Annotated in this window: 14 protein-coding genes and 1 pseudogene; 7 read left to right on the plus strand and 8 right to left on the minus strand. The window is 59.2% G+C overall.

Features of this window, described 5'->3' with window-relative positions:
• The first annotated feature begins 10 nt into the window (after positions 1-10).
• Entirely contained in the window at positions 11-1,597 is a 1,587-nt protein-coding gene (locus tag VSQ83_RS10390) for a FadD3 family acyl-CoA ligase (protein WP_326426532.1), read from the plus strand.
• A gap of 460 nt (positions 1,598-2,057) precedes the next feature.
• Here VSQ83_RS10390 and VSQ83_RS10395 read toward each other — a convergent pair whose 3' ends face one another.
• Both VSQ83_RS10395 and VSQ83_RS10400 read right to left on the minus strand, forming a co-directional pair.
• Complete coding sequence (locus VSQ83_RS10395) at positions 2,058-2,843, minus strand: enoyl-CoA hydratase (RefSeq protein ID WP_219261450.1); 786 nt, start codon at positions 2,841-2,843, stop codon at positions 2,058-2,060.
• A gap of 270 nt (positions 2,844-3,113) precedes the next feature.
• Positions 3,114-3,470, minus strand: a complete 357-nt coding sequence (locus VSQ83_RS10400) for a VOC family protein (RefSeq protein ID WP_326426534.1) — start codon at positions 3,468-3,470, stop codon at positions 3,114-3,116.
• A 228-nt stretch (positions 3,471-3,698) separates the two neighbouring features.
• On the opposite strand from VSQ83_RS10400, the gene VSQ83_RS10405 reads away from it, so the two are divergent.
• Genes VSQ83_RS10405 through VSQ83_RS10425 form a run of 5 tightly spaced genes read left to right on the plus strand, consistent with a single transcriptional unit; the run spans position 3,699 to position 9,291 of the window.
• Complete coding sequence (locus VSQ83_RS10405) at positions 3,699-5,363, plus strand: AMP-binding protein (protein WP_326426537.1); 1,665 nt, start codon at positions 3,699-3,701, stop codon at positions 5,361-5,363.
• Between the two features lie 32 nt (positions 5,364-5,395).
• The gene (locus VSQ83_RS10410; RefSeq protein ID WP_219261453.1) at positions 5,396-6,163 is read left to right on the plus strand and encodes an SDR family NAD(P)-dependent oxidoreductase; all 768 of its coding nucleotides are present in this window, start codon (positions 5,396-5,398) and stop codon (positions 6,161-6,163) included.
• 10 nt (positions 6,164-6,173) lie between these two features.
• Complete coding sequence (locus VSQ83_RS10415; protein WP_219261454.1) at positions 6,174-7,364, plus strand: acetyl-CoA C-acyltransferase; 1,191 nt, start codon at positions 6,174-6,176, stop codon at positions 7,362-7,364.
• A 9-nt stretch (positions 7,365-7,373) separates the two neighbouring features.
• On the plus strand, positions 7,374-8,501 hold the full coding sequence (locus VSQ83_RS10420) for an acyl-CoA dehydrogenase (RefSeq protein WP_326426542.1): 1,128 nt from the start codon (positions 7,374-7,376) through the stop codon (positions 8,499-8,501).
• Positions 8,502-8,517: 16 nt separating this feature from the next.
• On the plus strand, positions 8,518-9,291 hold the full coding sequence (locus VSQ83_RS10425) for an enoyl-CoA hydratase (RefSeq protein WP_326426544.1): 774 nt from the start codon (positions 8,518-8,520) through the stop codon (positions 9,289-9,291).
• Positions 9,292-9,481: 190 nt separating this feature from the next.
• Here VSQ83_RS10425 and VSQ83_RS10430 read toward each other — a convergent pair whose 3' ends face one another.
• The 4 genes from VSQ83_RS10430 to VSQ83_RS10445 are packed head-to-tail and all read right to left on the minus strand — an operon-like array spanning position 9,482 to position 14,872.
• Positions 9,482-10,429: a hypothetical protein gene (locus VSQ83_RS10430; protein ID WP_326426546.1), complete on the minus strand. Its 948-nt coding sequence runs from the start codon at positions 10,427-10,429 to the stop codon at positions 9,482-9,484.
• On the minus strand, positions 10,426-10,677 hold the full coding sequence (locus VSQ83_RS10435; RefSeq protein ID WP_326426548.1) for a hypothetical protein: 252 nt from the start codon (positions 10,675-10,677) through the stop codon (positions 10,426-10,428). The genes VSQ83_RS10430 and VSQ83_RS10435 overlap by 4 nt, the downstream gene beginning before the upstream one ends.
• Positions 10,674-11,603, minus strand: coding sequence for a hypothetical protein (locus VSQ83_RS10440; RefSeq protein WP_326426550.1), 930 nt, complete (start codon positions 11,601-11,603; stop codon positions 10,674-10,676). The genes VSQ83_RS10435 and VSQ83_RS10440 overlap by 4 nt, the downstream gene beginning before the upstream one ends.
• On the minus strand, positions 11,600-14,872 hold the full coding sequence (locus VSQ83_RS10445; RefSeq protein ID WP_326426553.1) for a toxin VasX: 3,273 nt from the start codon (positions 14,870-14,872) through the stop codon (positions 11,600-11,602). The genes VSQ83_RS10440 and VSQ83_RS10445 overlap by 4 nt, the downstream gene beginning before the upstream one ends.
• 503 nt (positions 14,873-15,375) lie before the next feature.
• Here VSQ83_RS10445 and VSQ83_RS10450 point away from each other — a divergent pair.
• Positions 15,376-15,525 (plus strand): annotated as a pseudogene (locus VSQ83_RS10450) (enoyl-CoA hydratase-related protein); the annotation flags it as partial.
• A 142-nt stretch (positions 15,526-15,667) separates the two neighbouring features.
• Here the strand turns inward: VSQ83_RS10450 and VSQ83_RS10455 are convergent.
• Both VSQ83_RS10455 and VSQ83_RS10460 read right to left on the minus strand, forming a co-directional pair.
• Complete coding sequence (locus VSQ83_RS10455) at positions 15,668-16,819, minus strand: acyl-CoA dehydrogenase family protein (protein ID WP_133077454.1); 1,152 nt, start codon at positions 16,817-16,819, stop codon at positions 15,668-15,670.
• A gap of 3 nt (positions 16,820-16,822) precedes the next feature.
• A complete protein-coding gene (locus VSQ83_RS10460; protein WP_219263138.1) occupies positions 16,823-17,929 on the minus strand; it encodes an enoyl-CoA hydratase/isomerase family protein in 1,107 nt (368 codons plus the stop codon).
• Positions 17,930-17,972: the final 43 nt, after the last annotated feature.

A 17,972-nucleotide genomic window follows, 5' to 3' on the forward strand; every position in this document is an offset into this window, starting at 1 on the left:
CGAGTGACCGATGACTTCCAGCTTGCAACAGACCCTGCCGCGCTCGATCCCGCAACTGCTGTTCAGCGCTTCGGTGCAACATGCCGGGCGCACGGCGATAGAGGCGCATGGTGAATGCACCGACTACAGCGAATTGCCGCGCCTAGCCCTGGCTGTGACGCGCAGCCTGATGGCCCAGGGCATCGGCAAGGGGGACCGGGTGGCAATCTGGGCTCCCAACGGGCGCGACTGGATCATTGCGGCCTTGGGTATTCATTGCGCGGGTGCGGTCATGGTGCCGATCAACACCCGGATGAAAGGTCCTGAAGCGGCCGATATCCTGCAGCGCAGCGGCAGTCGCCTGCTGTTTATGCAGCCGGCCTTCCTGGGTACGGATTATCTGGCCTTGCTGGCGTCTTATCGACCGGCCAGCCTCAAGTGCCTGGTGTTGTTGGGAGAGGCCACGCCAGCCAGTTCCAGCGGTCTGGCCTGGGATGGATTTCTGGCCCTGGGGGCGGCCACCAGCGAATCTGCCGCGCTGTTGCGTGCAGCCAGTGTGGGGCCCGATGACCTTAGCGATTTACTTTTTACCTCAGGCACCACGGGCAAGCCAAAAGGCGTGATGAGCGCCCACGGTCAAACCCTGCGTGCCTTTAGCGAGTACGTGAAGGTCATTGGTCTGCAGGCCGAAGATCGCTACCTGGTGATCAACCCGTTTTTTCATACCTTTGGCTACAAGGCGGGCTGGCTGACGTGCCTGCTGGCGGGCGCAACGATCCTGCCCCATCCGGTGTTCGATGCCGAAGCGGTGTTCCAGCGCATTGCTGCTGAGCGCATCAGCGTGCTGCCGGGGCCGCCGACCTTGTATCTGTCGATGCTGGCCCATCCCAAACTGGCTGAAACCGATCTGTCGAGCCTGCGCATTGCCGTTACGGGCGCGGCAACCATTCCACCGATCCTGATCGAGCGCATGCGTCTCGAACTCGGCTTCTCGGTCATTACCACTGCTTATGGCCTGACTGAGTGCGGCGGCCTGGCGACTATCTGCGACCCGGGCGACGCAGCGACGGTTATTGCAGGCACCAGTGGCCGGGCGATTCCAGGCACCGAAGTGAGCATCCGCGACCCGCAAAACCGGGCATTGCCCGCGGGCAGTACGGGGGAAATCTGCCTGCGTGGTTTTCACGTGATGAAGGGGTATTTCGAAGACCCGCACGCCACGGCTGAAACCATCGACAGTGAAGGCTGGTTGCACACCGGCGACATTGGCGAGCAGGACGCGTCGGGCAACTTGCGCATCACCGACCGGCTCAAAGACATGTTTATCGTGGGCGGATTCAATTGCTACCCGGCGGAAATTGAAGCCGGGTTGATAGAACATTCGGCGATTGCCCAGGTGGCGGTGATCGGAGTACCTGACGAGCGCATGGGGGAGGTGGGGTGTGCCTGCGTAGTGTTGCGTCATGGTCAGGCGCTGGATGAAGCCGGGCTGATCCTGTGGGCCCGTGAGCACATGGCCAACTACAAGGTTCCCAGGATGGTGCGGTTTTATGAGGCGCTGCCGGTGAATGCGTCGAACAAAGTGGCGAAGAATGAGTTGCGGGCGGGGTTGCTGTAGGCGTCCTGCGCAGCCTCGTTTCACTCGTCAGCTGACATATCGAATGGATATGTACTCGGCATAGGTGCGGGCGCTTCGCAAAACAACTGGCACACGGGGTACATATCCGGCATCCGCAGTTAACTGAAATGATGGTTTCGCTCTTACAGCGAGTCACTTTGCAAAAGCGGCAAAGTAACCAAAGCGCTTTCGCCCCTGCGTACGGCCCTCGCGCAGGGGCCGGCAGATCAAAAGCACTGCCCGCCGAGGCGGCCGGCCTGGTTGGTGGGTTGCATTCACGATCTGTAGTCGCTGACGAGTAGTGCGAGGCTGCGTTCGGTTTGGTGCGCCACTGCGACGTAGCAGTCGTGAAATCGGCTTGCACGGTTAATCAGGCACTGCGCGTGTACCGGTTTTGCGACCGCTGCGCGCTCGAACGCAGCCTCGCACTACTCGTCAGCGACTACAGGGGGCGCGCCGCTCAATGCCCTTCAAACCGCGCTGCACGTTTCTCGATAAATGCCTGCATCCCTTCTTTTTGATCCCTGGATGCAAACAGCAGCGCATTGGCCTTGCGCTCAAGGGCCAGCCCGGTCTCCAGCGGTGCGTCCACGCCCGCCAGTATCACTTCCTTGATTTGCTCGGCAGCCAGCGGGGGCATGGTGGCGATCAACTGCGCCATCTCCAGGGCATAAGCCTGTACCTGGTCATCATCGACCACGTTACTCACCAACCCCGAAACCAAGGCCTCTTCAGCCGTAATCGGCTGCCCGGTCAGGGCCATGCGCATCGCCTTGGCCTTGCCCACGGCCCGTACCAGCCGCTGGGTGCCGCCGATGCCCGGCATGATGCCGATGCGTATCTCGGGCTGGCTAAATTTGGCACTGCGCCCGGCCACGATAATGTCGGCCAGCATCGCCAGCTCACAACCACCGCCATAGGCATAGCCGCACACCGCAGCAATGACCGGTTTGGGGCAATGCTGGATCGGTGCCCAGACCCGCTCGGTATGGCGCTGGTAAATATCAATCGGGCCGACCCCGGCCATGCTGTTGATGTCGCCGCCAGCGGCAAACACTGTGTCACCGCCAGTCAGCAGGATGCAGCGCACGTCAGGGTTGTACGCCAGTTCCGTGAAATAGCGTGACAACAACCCTTGCAACTCAAGGCTCAGGGCGTTGGTGGCCTGGGGGCGATTAAGGCGCAGCAAGGCCACGCCCGGGGTCGGGAATTCAAGCAATACCGGCGCGGCAGATGGGTCTGACATGGGGTTCCTCGTTAACAGGGGCTGTTACCACAGCGTGCGCTGGATTGTTGCGTTCACCCGGTTGAGCTTCATCGTCCGTTCAGACGACGTGCAGCCCCCGGATTGCCCCTTGAATGTTGGGCAACAGGCCAAGGCCTGGTGCTGCGGCTTATGGCGCGGTCAGTCCGGGGCTGGTACGCACCGAGCAGGCGCATCTGCACCCCCGGCTGGATTCGGTAGGCGACGAGAAAACCACCGCCCTGCACACCGCCGGCGGGGCATTTTTCGGGGTTATTTGTCTGCCGACCAGACCGCCAGTTCGTAGCCGTCCAGGTCGGTGAAGTGAAAACGGCTGCCCCCCGGGAACTTGAATTCGGGCCGGGTGATCTTGCCTCCGGCGTCAACGATTGCCTGCTGTGCACGGGGCAGGTCGTCGGCATACACAATGATCAGCGGGCCACCCGGGCGCACGGCCTCGCCAGTGGTGAAACCGCCGCTCAGGCGGCCATCGCTGAACTCGGTGTAGGTGGGGCCATAGTCAGTGAAAGTCCAGCCAAATACGGCACCATAAAACCCTTTGCTGCGCGCGATGTCGTGGACGTTGAATTCGATGTTGTTGATGGTGTAGTGGTGGTTTTGTGTGGTCACGGGCATCTCCTTATGTGCGTGAAATATAGATAGCAGCAGGGATAAGCGCCACCTGGCCGCCGGTTGCGATCCCTGGGACTGAGGCGCGTTCGGGCAAGATCGCGCATTGGCCAAAGCAGTCATTCAGCTTGAGCGGTTTGACCATTGTTGTAGAGCCTTCCCAGGGCGATTATCAACAGGATTGTTCACGGTTCCCATCCTAAAAATAAAGACCGAGGGATTCTGCTGATGCGCGACTATCTGACCGCGATGACTGATTTCGACTACCAACGCACGGTAACGGGCGCCCTGGACGGCCACCTGGAGGCAGTCAATGCCTGTGTCGAGTGCTGTGACCGGCATGCCTTGCCGGGCCGCATTGCGTTGTTCTGGGAAGGGCGCGATGCCAGCAGCGCAACGTATACCTTCACCCAGTTACAGGATCAGGCTGCACGCTTTGCCAATTTTCTGTTGGCCCAGGGCGTAAAACGCGGCGACAAGGTGGCCGGTTTGCTGCCGCGCAATGTCGAATTGTTGATTGTGGCGTTTGCCACCTGGCGCATTGGTGCCATCTACCAGCCACTGTTTACCGCATTCGGCCCCAAGGCCATCGAACACCGGCTCAACAGTTCCGGCGCCGCGCTGGTGGTCACCGATGGGGTGAACCGGGTCAAACTCAACGAAGTCAACGAGTGCCCGGCGATTGTCACCGTGGCCGGCCCCAAAGGGCAGGGCCTGGTACGCGGCGACTTCAGCTTCTGGGCCGAACTGGACAACTACACGGCGGACTGTGAGCCGGTCATGCTCACCGGCGAAGACCCGTTTTTGCTGATGTTTACTTCGGGTACCACAGGCCCGGCCAAACCGCTGCTGGTGCCGCTCAAGGCAATTGTCGCGTTCCAGAGCTATACCCGTGATGCGGTTGGGCTGCGTCCTGAAGATTCGTTCTGGAACCTGGCTGATCCGGGCTGGGCTTACGGGATCTATTTCGGGATCACCGGGCCTTTGTCCATGGGGCACCCGATCACGTTGTACGATGGCCCGTTTACCGTTGAAAGCACCTGTCGGGTGATCAAGAAATACGGCATCACCAACCTCACCGGTTCACCTACCGCGTATCGCATGCTGATTGCTGCCGGGGCTGCCTTCTCCAGCAAGATCAAGGGCCAGCTGCGAGTCGTCAGCAGCGCCGGTGAACCCCTCAATCCCGAGGTGATTCGCTGGTTTGCCGATGAGCTGAACGTCACCATCCATGACCACTACGGCCAGACCGAAGTCGGCATGGTGCTGTGCAACCATCACGGTCTCGACCATCCGGTGCATATGGGCGCTGCCGGTTTCGCCTCCCCGGGTCACCGGATCGTGGTGCTTGATGACAACCATCAGGAATTGCCGGTGGGCCAGCCGGGGATTCTGGCCGTTGACCGCAGCCAGTCGCCCATGTGCTGGTTTGGCGGCTATCAAGGTTTCAACACCAAGGCTTTCGTTGGCAACTACTACCTCAGCGGCGACACCGTGGAGCTGAACCCCGATGGCAGCATCAGCTTCGTCGGGCGCAGAGATGACGTGATCACGACCTCCGGTTATCGCGTGGGGCCATTTGATGTGGAAAGCGCCCTGATCGAGCACCCGGCAGTCGTCGAAGCCGCCGTGGTGGGCAAGCCCGACCCCGAGCGCACCGAGCTGGTCAAAGCGTTCGTGGTGTTGAACCCCCAGTATCTGGGTGATGCGCAACTGGCCGAAACCCTGCGCTTGCACGTCCGCCAGCGTCTGGCCGCTCACGCTTACCCCCGTGAAATCGAATTTGTCAGCGAGCTGCCGAAAACCCCGAGCGGCAAGCTGCAGCGCTTCATTTTGCGCAACCAGGAAATTGCCAAGGCCGAGCTGGCGTCAAGCGCCAAAGCCACGGCCTGATTTTTCACCCCCATTTTTGGTCAGGAACAACCATGCAAATCGAAAACAAGGTTTTTATCGTCACCGGTGGTGCATCGGGACTGGGTGCCGCCACAGCCGACATGTTGGTCAAGGCAGGTGCCCGGGTGATGCTGGTGGACATGAACGCCGATGCCGTGGCCGCCCAAGCGAACAAACTGGGCAGCTCGGCCCGCAGCGCCGTGGCTGACATCAGTCAGGCAGACGCCGCACAGGCAGCTGTTGCGGCCACGGTGGCAGCCTTTGGCGGGGTCAACGGGCTGGTCAACTGCGCGGGCATTGTGCGCGGCGAAAAGATCCTCGGCAAAAATGGCCCCCATGGGCTGGAGAATTTCAGCCAGGTCATCAACGTCAACCTGATTGGCAGTTTCAACATGCTGCGCCTGGCCGCAGCGGCCATTGCCGAGACCACCGCCGATGCCGATGGCGAGCGCGGGGTCATCATCAATACCGCTTCGGTGGCGGCGTTCGACGGCCAGATCGGCCAGGCGGCCTATGCGGCTTCCAAGGGCGCCATCGCCAGCCTGACCTTGCCTGCGGCCCGTGAACTGGCCCGCTTCGGGATTCGCGTCATGACCATCGCACCGGGCATTTTTGAAACCCCGATGATGGCCGGCATGACTCCTGAAGTGCGTGAATCTCTGGCCGCCGGTGTGCCGTTTCCACCGCGTCTGGGCAAGCCTGACGAGTACGCGTCGCTGGTGCGCCATATCATTGAAAACAGCATGCTCAACGGCGAGGTGATCCGTCTCGACGGTGCCTTGCGCATGGCCGCCAAATAAGAGGTGTGAAATGACAATTGCCAATGATCCGGTCGTGATTGTGAGTGTTGCACGCACGCCCATGGGTGGCTTTCAAGGTGACTTCAAGGGCCTGACCGCGCCGCAACTGGGTGCTGCGGCGATCCGGGCAGCGGTAGAGCGGGCCGGTGTGGCGCCCGATGGCGTAGAGGAGGTGCTGTTCGGATGCGTGCTGTCGGCAGGCCTGGGCCAGGCACCTGCCCGCCAGGCCGCCCTGGGTGCCGGGCTGGACAAGGGCACACGCTGCACCACCCTGAACAAGATGTGCGGCTCGGGCATGGAAGCCACCATCCTGGCCCATGACCGCCTGCTGGCCGGGAGCGTCGATGTGGTGGTGGCAGGGGGCATGGAAAGCATGTCCAACGCGCCGTATTTGCTGGATCGCGCACGCAGTGGCTACCGCATGGGTCATGGCCGGGTGCTGGATCACATGTTCCTCGACGGCCTGGAAGACGCCTATGACCGTGGCCGCCTGATGGGTACTTTCGCGGAAGACTGCGCCCAGCTCCACGGCTTCAGTCGTGAGGCCCAGGATGCATTTGCCGTGGCGTCACTGACCCGTGCGCAGCAGGCGATCAAGGACGGCAGCTTCAGCGCCGAGATCGTTCCAGTGCAGGTCACCGTGGGCAAGGAGCAGCGCCTGATCAGTGATGATGAGCAGCCGCCCAAGGCCAATCTGGCAAAGATCCCCACGCTGAAACCGGCGTTCCGGGAGGGTGGGACGGTCACTGCGGCCAACTCCAGTTCGATTTCCGATGGTGCGGCGGCGCTGGTGTTGATGCGCCGTAGCGAGGCGCACAAACGCGGCCTGGAACCCCTGGCGGTGATCCACGGGCATGCGGCGTTTGCCGATGAGCCCGGTCTGTTCCCGACCGCCCCGGTGGGGGCGATCAAGCGGCTGATGAGCAAGACCGGCTGGGATCTGAACGAGGTTGATCTGTTCGAGATCAACGAAGCGTTTGCAGTGGTCAGCCTGGTCACGATGGCCGAACTGGATATCCCCCACGCCAAGGTCAATATCTACGGCGGCGCCTGTGCGCTGGGCCATCCGATCGGTGCTTCGGGAGCGCGCATTCTGGTGACCCTGCTTTCGGCACTGCGTCAGCAAAAGGCCAAACTCGGTGTTGCAGCGATCTGCATCGGCGGCGGTGAAGCCACGGCGATTGCCGTGGAATGTCTTTGAGGACTTTTTATGCTGCCTACATCCGAACAATTACAAATTCGCGAAGCAGCCCAACAGTTTGCCCAGGAGCGTTTGAAGCCCTTTGCCGCTGAATGGGACAAGCAGCACCGCTTCCCCCGGGAGGCCATTGACGAGATGGCGCAGCTGGGTTTTTTCGGCATGCTGGTGCCTGAAGAGTGGGGCGGTTGCGATACCGGTTATCAGGCCTACGCGATGGCCCTCGAAGAAATCGCCGCGGGCGACGGGTCGTGTTCCACGATCATGAGCGTGCACAACTCAGTGGGTTGCGTGCCCATCCTCAAGTACGGCACCGAGTATCAAAAACAAACGTTTCTGGTCCCGTTGGCCAGTGGTGCGATGCTTGGGGCGTTTGCCCTGACCGAGCCCCAGGCGGGCTCCGACGCCAGTGACCTGAAAACCCGTGCCCGCCGGGAAGGCGATTTCTATGTGCTCAATGGCTGCAAGCAGTTCATCACGTCGGGGCAAAACGCCGGGGTAGTGATTGTGTTTGCGGTGACGGATCCGGCGGCGGGCAAGCGCGGTATTACCGCCTTTATCGTGCCCACGGACTCACCGGGTTACAGCGTGGCCCGAGTCGAAGACAAGCTGGGGCAGCACGCGTCAGACACCTGCCAGATCCTCTTCAACGACCTCAAGGTGCCGGTGGCCAATCGTCTGGGTGAAGAAGGGCAGGGCTACAAAATTGCCCTCAGCAACCTGGAAGGCGGGCGCATCGGCATCGCTTCGCAAGCAGTGGGCATGGCCCGCGCGGCCTTCGAAGCTGCACGGGACTATGCCCGTGAGCGCGTGACCTTTGGCCAGCCTTTGGTTGAGCATCAGGCCGTGGCATTCCGCCTGGCCGACATGTCGACTGAAATCGCGGTTGCCCGGCAGATGGTTCGTTACGCCGCGGCCTTGCGTGACAGCGGTCAATCGGCGTTGGTCGAGGCCTCGCAAGCCAAGCTGTTTGCTTCGGAAATGGCCGAGCGAGTGTGCTCCAAGGCGTTGCAAACCCTGGGCGGTTATGGCTACTTGAGCGACTTTCCACTGGAACGCATCTACCGCGATGTGCGGGTGTGCCAGATCTATGAAGGCACCAGTGATATTCAGCGCATGGTCATTTCGCGCAATCTTTGAATCGAGGACATTAGTGATGAGCTACGAAACCATTCTGCTGGACATTCATGGGCATGTAGGCCTGATTACACTGAACCGGCCCCAGGCGCTCAATGCCCTGAATGCGCAGTTGGTCAGCGAAGTGAACCAGGCGCTGGACACGCTGGAAGCCGATAACGGGATTGGCTGCATCGTCATTACCGGTTCGAAAAAAGCCTTTGCCGCCGGTGCGGACATCAAGGAAATGGCGGACCTGAACTACCCGCAAATCTACCTCGATGACCTGTTTTCTGACAGTGATCGCGTGGCGACTCGACGCAAGCCGATCATTGCGGCGGTAGCGGGTTTTGCGTTGGGGGGCGGCTGTGAACTGGCGATGATGTGCGATTTCATTCTGGCCGGTGACAACGCCAAATTCGGCCAGCCGGAAATCAACCTGGGTGTGTTGCCGGGCATGGGTGGAACACAGCGTCTGACCCGCGCAGTGGGCAAGGCCAAGGCGATGGAAATGTGCCTGAGCGGGCGCTTGATCGGGGCCGAGGAGGCTGAGCGTTCGGGGCTGGTTGCACGCGTGGTGCCGGTCGATGAGTTGCTGGATGAAGCGTTGAAAGTCGCAGCGCTGATCGCCAGTAAATCCTTGCCGGTGCTGATGCTGACCAAGGAATGCGTGAATCGGGCATTCGAGATCAGCCTGTCTGAAGGTGTGCGTTTCGAGCGTCGGGTGTTCCACGCCATGTTCGCGACACATGACCAGAAAGAAGGGATGGCGGCGTTTGTCGAAAAGCGTGATGCCGAGTTTGAAAACCGCTAGCTGGAAAGATTAAACACCCGTCTGGTCATGCCTCTGCGCAGAGTGAGGCGACTAGAGGGTGTTTATTTGGCGTTGGTTTTTACCGATTTTTGTAGCCGCTGACGAACTCTGCGAGGCTGCGTTAGGGTGTGTGCGCCACTGCAATTCTGCCGCCGACAACCTATGGCACGTTGAGTTGGGCTTTGCTGGTTCATGCTGTTTCTTGCACCGCCAGCGCGGCGAGTTCGGCTTCGCGCTTGGCGATGGCGTGTTCAAGCTCGGGGGAGCGTTTGGCCCATTGTTCTGGTGGGAGGGGTTTTGACCATTCGATGATGTCGGGGTGGGTGAGGTCGGGTGGCGGGTTCAGTTTCCAGCGTTCAAGCACGTCAATCAGTAGTGTGTTGAAGATGAAAATCCCGCAAAAGCCTTCCCACAAGATGGTTACTGGCCAGCCTCTCAACTTCGCACCCTTTATGAGATCGTCCAGATAGGTCGCCCATATGCCTTTGGATCTATCGAAGCGTGCTGTTTGATCCTCAACAGCGTCCGGCCCAATTTCCATATAACTGCGCATGCACTCCCACAGCGCCATCGCCGTGGTGCCGCCGCCGCAGTTGAAGGCGAAATAAAAGTGTTTGTTATCTTCCTTGGCCAAGGGGTCCGGGTTTTCGAAACCCACGATTAATAACCCCATCGTGTTTTTACCCGCCTGGCTTGTCGATGAGTGTTGAGTGGCGGCAGCGGTGACCCTTTCCCAGGGCACAATCCAATAGTCGCCGTCTCCCATCGGTACGCAGACTTCTCGGCGTTGACGATTGAAACGTACGGGAAGGGGGACTTCGCGGAAGAGGCCTTGGATAAGGAAAAGTATTGGCAGGGCCATAATAACTGCCCCTACTACTAGAATGTCTCGGCTGAAATCAGGTGCGATATTTCTAGTAAAAAAGGCCATGGATAAGAACACCATGATTCCTACCCACAGGACCATCACAGCAGACCCGATGCTGTAGTTCCCTATATCAATAAATACACCGTTCTTGCGCCAAATGGTGTTGAGCACATCTGAAGGTTTTCTGCCTGTTGGAATCGGCAATGGCGCCAAGTAGTCATCGCGTGAAAAAATTCGTTTCTTGGTGGTTCCAGCCGGTGGCGTACTCATGGCTTGTCCTTGGGTTGCAGGTATATAGCGCCGGGATGGCCCTTGCCGAGGTCGTAGGTTGGCACTCGATCCAGTTCGGGGGTCGGGTCGTTACGCAGGGCTATCACCCCGTCGTTGTTGGTGAGGGTAAAAGCAACGCCCCGTTCGCCACCGACAAAGTTGTGAGCGCCCAGCATGGCAATCAAGGGTGTGCGATAGCGCAAACGAAGCGAAACAGTGGCCAGGAACGTGCTGGTTTGCTGGTTCATGCTGTTTCTTGCACCGTCAGCGCGGCGAGTTCGGCTTCGCGTTTGGCAATGGCGTGTTCAAGCTCGGGGGAGCGTTTGGCCCATTGTTCTGGTGGGAGGGGTTTTGACCATTCGATGATGTCGGGGTAAGGGAGGTCGGGTGGCGGATTCAGTTTCCAGCGTTCAAGCACGTCAATCAGTAGTGTGTTGAAGATGAAAATCCCGCAAAAGCCTTCCCACAAGATTGTGACTGGCCAGCCTCTCAACTTCGCACCTTTTATGAGATCGTCCAAATAGGTAGCCCATATACCTTTGGATCTATCGAAGCGTGCTGTTTGATCTTCAACAGCATCAGGCCCAATTTCCATATAACTGCGCATGCACTCCCACAGCGCCATCGCCGTGGTGCCGCCACCGCAATTGAAGGCGAAGTAAAAGTGTTTATTGCCTTCCTTGGCCAAGGGGTCCGGGTTTTCGAAACCCACGATCAATAAACCCATCGTGTTTTTACCCGCCTGGCTTGTCGATGAGTGTTGAGTGGCGGCAGCGGTGACACTTTCCCAAGGCACAATCCAATAGTCGCCGTCTCCCATCGGTACGCAGACTTCTCGGCGTTGACGATTGAAGCGTACGGGAAGGGGGACTTCGCGGAAGAGGCCTTGGATGACAAAGCAAATAGGTATAACTGTAATACACGCTCCTAATACCAATGCGCCATAGTCATTGAAAATATAGGCCATAGAAAGAAACAGCATTACCAACGGCCAAATCGTCATCACTGCCGACCCAATGCTGTAGTTTCCAATATCAATAAACACATCGTTCTTGCGCCAAATGGTATTGAGCACATCTGAAGGTTTTCTGCCTGTCGGAATAGGCAATGGCGCCAAATAATCATCACGCGAAAAAATCCGTTTTTTGGTGGTTCCAGCCGGTGGCGTGCTCATGGCTTGTCCTTGGGTTGCAGGTAAATGGCGCCGGGATATCCCTTACCAAGGGAGTAGGTTGGCACTCGATCCAGTTCGGGGGTCGGGTCGTTACGCAGGGCTATCACCCCGTCGTTGTTGGTGAGGGTAAAAGCAACGCCCCGTTCGCCACCGACAAAGTTGTGAGCTCCCAACATCGCAATCAAGGGTGTGCGATAGCGCAAACGAAGCGAAACAGTGGCTGGCGACGTGCTTAATACGTTCGACAGAGTTTTAAAGGGGCCGCTGAGGCGCAAGCCTTGGCCTTCCTGGAACGGTATCCACTGGCACTCGCTACTGGACAGCCAATGAGGAGCCATGTCACGCCATGGGCGAGGGGGTTTGTAGTTATTGTGAGGGCTGTTTTTGATCAGGTACCGGTAGGCTTGGGAGTCCACGGGGTCGCCCATCATGCTTAGTTCAAGGTAGGCAGTACCCGGTTCTGCTCCCGGTAGATCGATGGTCAAGGCATTGATGGAGCTGACGAAGGACATCCCAGATGGTCCATTGGAACCGCCTGTCTCGGAGCTGCTTTGCATGCTGACGCGGGGGCTGTACAAGATGCCGTATAGCCAGTTCAGTTCTTCTTGCTGGGCTTTGGCGGGGATCGGCTCTAAATTCCTGGCCCGTGCTTTGGACCAACAGCAGAAATTGAGGAAGTTTTGCACCGGGGTTTGCTGAAAGAACCAGGTGATCAGGTACAACACGCCAAGCGCAGCAATAATCCAGTTCAACGGCCCCATGTACAGCGTGTAACGCATGATGGCGACTTCAACTTCTATTAAGCCTGCCAGTGCTTTACTTGTTTGAAACACCCCTATAAGGGCCTGTGCCCCATAAGCGACTACTTGCCCTCCTACCACTGTTTGGCGCATCTCCAGCCATGGATCGATGTGTGTCTGTGCGTTCTGTAACTGTATTTGCAAAGAATAGAATTCATTCAATGCTGCGTATGCCGACAACCCACCAATCACCCCCCCAAACAGAGTAAGCGTTGGGGCTGCGGATGCACGAATCATGAACCGATCCCTACCCAACCCCTTCCTCACCTGACTATCAATCACCGCCACCAACGCCGCCGAGGCATACAGCGAAGCCGACACCGTGTCGTTAACCCGCTGATCATCCATCCCTTCCAGCGCTGCGGCCTGGCTCAGGTAGTTGTTCGCATTGAGCGTGTTGAGCAGCAACGCCGCCAATGGCACCACGCCGCCGCTGTTGCTGATCAGCGGGGAGTTGATCACGCGTTCCATGCGCCCGGCGCCAATGGCTTGTCCCGTGGCCTTGACCCAGTGGTTGAGACCCTCGGCTTTTTCTCCCAGCAGGGTCCACATCTGCCTGCCCGCGTGGGTCATGGCCTGCAAGCGCGCATCGCTGCCCAGGCGTGCAGCGACGAAGATACCCACCCAGGCGCTGCTCAAGGTGGTGTCGCCCTTGAGGACCAGCAGCGCCGCCGCCAACCGGTTGACCAGTACGCTCCAGGGCCCCTGGGCGTCGCGGGCCATGGCGGCGATGTCGTTGGCAATCACGGCGCTCAGGGGGGCAAACAGCTGACGGGTTGCCTCGCGGTTTTCAGAGCCCAAAGCTGCGATTATTTCCCCCAGGCGACCGGTGCCGACAATGCCCGCATCGATCGAGGGGGTCCAGGCGTGGAACAGGTGTTTGAGTGCGCCTTCGTCGGGGGCGCGCACGTAGTCGGCATATTGCTCTGCACCCTTGGCCCGGGTGCATTGGGCGCTCAGGCAGCCGGTGGCCAGTTCGGTGAGCCACTGGCGGCTTTCAACGTCGTAGTAATCGACGAACCAGGTGCCGCTGTGGGAGCGTGTGAGGTATTGGCCTCGGTCGGCAAACAAGGCGTTGTGGCGCTGTTCGACGTGTTGGTAATGGGCCGGGGCGGTGGTGTCGAGCCAGGTGTTCATGGCCGGCACGTCAATGTACTCGCTGACCTTGGCGCTGAAGGGGGCGTTGTCGAGGTTGGACTGTTTTTCGGCGCGGTATTGATGCACCAACGCCTGCACGTCGGTGTACAGGTCGGGCGGAATGAAGGCCCGTACGGGCTCTACGATACGTTCGATACGGGCATTACGGACGGTCACTTCGGCTCTGCTAGGCAGGCCACCATACTGGCGGTCCCGGGTTTCGATCTTGAGTGCTTCGTCCAGTTGCTGCTGGGCGTCGAGCATGACCTTGCCCTGCTCGGGCGTGAGGCGGATGTCCCGATCCTTGTACCGGTAGCTCAGGGTGCTCGCCACCTCAGCACCCTCTTCGGTGATCAGGCTGCGAATAAAGCCGCCGATGTTCAAGCGCAGGTTGTTGTCGCCCACCCATTGTTCGTGGCTCGATTCAACCCGTTCCTGCTCATGGTTGATGTCGCGCAGCACCCCCAGGTCGTCGTCCAGGCACACGAATACCGGGTACAACGCCCTGGCCTCAGCCGTGGCGGCCTCCAGCCAGGTCTGGGTGCCCTGGCCGTCCCACGGCTCGGCACTCCACTCGCCGGGTGCCTGGTCGGACGCATCGGGGTATTGGGCGATGATTTTTTCGCGCTCCCGGGCGCGGTGCATGGCATCGGTGTAAGCCTTGATGTTGGCCTTGGTGGGGTCTTTCATCACGGTTGCGCCCAACGCCTGGATGTTCTCGCCCCCGGCTTTTTGATCGGCCTTCATTGATTGGGCGTAGGTGTCGGGGATGAGTTCAGCCATCACCTCGGTGGCGTTTTCCAGGGGCGGACAGTGTTCGGCTTGCAGCTCGTTGGCCACGGTGCGCAAGGCCACATGGCGCATGTGCGCGCTGCGTTTGGCGGGGGTTTCGCTGAGCACTGCGCAGTGTTGCGGGTTGAGTGGGAGCTCGCTGTAGAGCATCCAGGCGTCATGGATTTTGTTCAGCGTCAGCCCTGTTAGAGTGCCTTTAAGCAAGAGGGTGGAGTCGTCCTCCAGCGCCTGCGCCTGAAACCTGCCGTCGGACGACACGGCATAGCGCTGGAGCGGGCCTTTTTCCTGCCAGATATACAAAAAGCCGGCCCGAAGACGCCGGGCGGCCATGGGGTGGCTTTGGGTGGTCACGCCGGGGGAACAGCAGGGGTGAGTGGCTTGTTCCTGCGCCAGGGCGTAGCGCACGGGCACCACGAACACTTCGGGCTGGTGAGCCGGGCATGGCGTCAGGGGGCTTTTGACATCGACGTGAGGCTGGGCCCTGGCGGCGCGTTCGGCCTGCGCGGCGTTATCGATCATGGCCAGTTTTTGAGCGCTCATGCACGGGGTTCCTTGTTGGTGATCTGGAGATATGTCAGTTCGGTGTTCAGGGTCGCAACCGAAGGCGGTTTGCGTGCATTGAAGTGAGTGCAGGTCAGGCAGGAATGGACGCAAGCACGCATCGGACTGGGTACCACTGAAGTTGTTGGAACAGATCTCGGGAATCGGTATACGGACTTCTAATCGTTGAAGTGCTCAATGACGAGTCAATATTCTTTTGATTCATATATTTATCAGGCAGATACGGGTGTCAGGACAGCTTTTGAATCGACGGTTTTATTGAGGTTATCAATAAAGTGCGCAACAAGTTGCGCACTTTCCTGTTGGCCAATAAGAGGTAGAACATATTTAAGCGCGCAATTCTAATGGGCTCTGGAGCAGGGCGTCCACAATGAATGGAAAACTTTTGTTCTGGTACTTAACTTTATGGGCTCTAGCAATAACGCCAAAAATATTCCCCTATTTAAGTGCGCAAGAAGTTGCGCACTTAAATAGGGTGCGATGAATACATGAATCGGGCATTCGAGATCAGCTTGTCTGAAGGTGTGCGTTTCGAGCGTCGGGTGTTCCACGCCATGTTCGCGACACATGACCCGAAAGAAGGGATGGCGGCGTTTGTCGAAAAGCGTGCTGCCGAGTTTGAGAGCCGCTAAAAGTCACTGGCTGTAGATGTGGGAGCGGGCTTGCTCGCGATTAAGGCAACCGGGTATGTCAGTCATGCCGGGTCGCTGCCATCGCGAGCAAGCGCGCTCCCACAGGCTCTCTGTTTTTTGGTGGGAGCCTGCCTGCAGGTGTCTAGATCAGATAATTCTTCAATTCCCGCGCAATAACCATTCGCTGAATCTCGCTCGATCCCTCATAGATCTGGGTGATGCGTGCATCTCGGTAGTAACGCTCAACCGGATAGTCTTCAAGATAGCCATAGCCGCCATGGATCTGGATGGCTTTGGAGCAGACATACTCGGCCATTTCCGAAGCAAACAGTTTAGCCTGGGAGGCTTCTGACAGGCAGGGCTTGCCCGCGCTGCGCAGGCGCGCCGCATGCAGGATCAGCAGTCGCGCTGCATTGATCCGGGTTTGCATGTCAGCCAGCATGTTGGCGATGCTTTGGTGTTCGATGATCGCCTTGTCAAATTGCACCCGGTCACGGGAATAGCCCAGTGCCGCTTCGAAGGCGGCACGGGCGATGCCCAGTGCCTGGGCGCCAATACCGATGCGTCCGCCTTCGAGGTTGGACAGGGCGATGGCCAGCCCCTTGCCGCGTTCGCCGAGCATGTTGGCTTCAGGCACGGTGCAATTGTTCAGGGTAACGGCGCAGGTATCCGAGGCGCGAATGCCCATTTTGTGTTCGGTACGGTCGACGATGAAACCCGGGGTCGCGGTAGGCACCAAAAACGCCGAAATGCCTTTTTTGCCAAGGTTTGGATCGGTGACGGCAAACACGATGGCCAGCTTGGCGCGCTTGCCATTGCTGACAAACTGTTTGGCGCCGTTGATCACCCACTGGCCGTCGCGCAGTTCCGCCCGTGTGCGCAGGTTGTGGGCTTCAGAGCCCGCCTGTGGCTCGGTCAGGCAGAAGCAGGCGATGGTCTGGCCACTGGCAAGCTCCGCCAGCCAGGTTTGTTTTTGCGCCTCGCTGCCGTATTTGAGGATGGGTCCGCAGCCGACCGAGTTATGGATACTCATCAGCGCGCCGGTTGCGCCATCACCGGCCGATATTTCTTCCACAGCCAGGGCGTAGGCAACGTAGTCGACATAGGTGCCGCCCCATTCTTCCGGAACCACCATGCCCAGCAGGCCCAGTTCGCCGAGCTTGGCCACCAGTGCATCGTCGATCCAGCCGGCCTTTTCCCAGGCCTGGGCATGGGGGGCGATTTCACGGCGGGCAAAGTCGCGGGCCATGTCGCGGATCATCACTTGTTCTTCGCTCAGTTCGATATCTTGCATGGCTCAGGCTTCCGTCGCGTCGAATGAGGTGAAAAAGCTGGCGACATGCACAGGGTCCAGAGCGTCCAGGGCAGGCGGGTTCCAGCGCGGGTTTTTGTCCTTGTCGATGATCAGTGCGCGCACGCCCTCCATCAGGTCGCCGCGATCGAACCATTGACGGTCAAGGTGCAGTTCCAGGGCAAAACACTGTTCGAGAGTCAGCTCACGGCCCCGGCGCAGCATTTCGAGGGTGACGGCCATTGCCAACGGGGAGCGGGTTTGCAGAAGGTCGGCGGTTTCATTAGCCCAGTCGCGGGTTTCCGGCGCCGTGACAGCGCGCAGATGAGCGACGATTCGCGGTATATCGGCTTGGGCGAAAACGCTGTCTATCAGGGGGCGAAGCCTGGCCAGCGGCGGCTCGGGCAACACGGTCACTGCGAACGTTCCGATCAGTGCTGTCAGATCATCAATGGGGGTGCCTCGCCATTCGAGGGTATCGAGGCTTCTATCCAGTTCAGGCAGTTTGCTGCTCTCCAGATAGCCGTCAGCCAGCCCGCAATACAGTGCGTCACTGGCGCGGATTTGCACGCCGCTAACCCCCAGGTAAGTACCAAGCTGGCCCGGTGTGCGGGTCAGAAAGTAGCTGCCGCCAACGTCAGGGAAATAACCGATTGCCACTTCAGGCATCGCCAGCTTGCTGCGCTCGGTGACCAGGCGCAGATCCGCGCCTTGCACCAGTCCCATGCCGCCGCCGAGGACAAAACCGTCCATCAAGGCAATCACGGGTTTGGGGTAGTGGTGCAGGGTCAGGTCGAGGGCGTATTCTTCTTCGAAGAACACCGTGTGCAGGGTGTCGTTGTTTTGATAGCTGTCGTAGAGCGAGCGGATATCCCCGCCAGCGCAAAAGGCTTTTTCGCCAGCGCCACGCAGCACAATGGCTTTTACCTGAGGGTCTGCGGCCCAGGCATCGAGATGCTGTTGAAGGCTGCGCACCATCTCCAGGTTGATGGCATTGAGACCGCTGGGGCGGTTGAGGGTCAGGTGACCAATGTGGTTGCGGACCTCGGCCAGAATCGTGTCGTCAATTGGAGCGATTTCCGGTGTCGGTGAGGAGGAAACCTGAGCAGTCATCACTAACTCCCTGCTTTATATTATTTTTAGTGGTGTTCACGGG

The organism is Pseudomonas sp. DSV-1, from assembly GCF_035830915.1.
In the GTDB taxonomy this organism is placed as follows: Bacteria; Pseudomonadota; Gammaproteobacteria; order Pseudomonadales; family Pseudomonadaceae; genus Aquipseudomonas.